The following is a 1,037-nucleotide window of genomic DNA, read 5'->3' as shown; positions in this document are numbered from 1 at the left end:
GATAAAAAATCCTTAAATGAAGTGGCCTTTTGTCTTGGAGGATTTTTTAATATGAAAGGTAAAAACCCTTTTTTCTGTACTTGATTAAAGCAGAAAATTTGTTTTAGTAAGTTACGATTAGTTATAAAGAGAGTGAACAACAAGGACTTTTTGTCATATTTGTTATTTTGTAGCAGAAATGACTTCAGAAGATCTTGGCCTAATACAGACTGTGCTACTTCAGCTATAGTTGTTTCTGATTTTGTACGACTAAAACGATTGACTAAATAATAATCAAACAGAGATTCAGAAATTTTAATAAGCATCTTGCGTTTTTGTCGAGTTGAAATATCATCGCATTTTTCGTAGTCTTTAAATAATTGCCTGTTTTGTTTATTCTGAAAGTAATGGTTAAAGATCACACTTAATTGTCTACCAGAAAGAGAATCAAGCCAACTTTCACGTAAACTTGGATTTTGAAAGTCCTTAAGCAAAAAGGATACTGGCATTTCTAAACTGCTTTCCCAAAACTCCTCACTAGCTATCATATATCTAAAAGTAAATATATTATGTCTAAAATAGATTAAAGATTAGTCAACAAAAATTTATTATGAAAAAAAGAAGAATTTTCCTAAAGAAGAATTTTCCTAAAAAAACTGAACAGTTTTTGTAATTTTGGTGAATATATATACAGGAGTCAAATTTTCAAATGTCAATTCTTACACAATCAGGTAGAGCAGCAATAGCAGCCAGCATAAAAGAGCAATCTCTACATCTTGCTTGGGGAAGTGGTGATTCAAGCTCTGGAAGTAGCCATCAGGTCGAAAAAGTTTTTGTTGAGGGCGAAATAGCTCTAGATCACCACACTATTAAAGATGTAAGGGTTTTTACAGAACAAACAGTGTATCATTCAAGTGTTGACTATACAGTTGATAGCAGTACTGGTGTAATAAAACGTACGGAAAATAGCTCTATTACGGCAAATAGTGCAGTTATAGCTCTTTTCATAGAAGTCCGGATGTGATAAGATAAGGATAGAAGATGATAAGGAGGTTGAG

Annotated in this window: 2 pseudogenes; one reads left to right on the top strand and one right to left on the bottom strand. The window is 32.2% G+C overall.

Annotated features, from left to right (window positions below):
• Positions 1-527, bottom strand: a pseudogene (locus ACIPNH_RS00775) (hypothetical protein); the annotation flags it as partial.
• 161 nt (positions 528-688) lie between these two features.
• On the opposite strand from ACIPNH_RS00775, the pseudogene ACIPNH_RS00770 reads away from it, so the two are divergent.
• Positions 689-991 (top strand): annotated as a pseudogene (locus ACIPNH_RS00770) (hypothetical protein); the annotation flags it as partial.
• Positions 992-1,037: the final 46 nt, after the last annotated feature.

This window comes from Wolbachia endosymbiont of Drosophila barbarae, assembly GCF_044752445.1.
GTDB classification, from domain to species: domain Bacteria; phylum Pseudomonadota; class Alphaproteobacteria; order Rickettsiales; family Anaplasmataceae; genus Wolbachia; species Wolbachia pipientis.
Note: the sequence above shows the minus strand (reverse complement) of the source record. Positions and strands in the feature narration are given on the sequence as shown.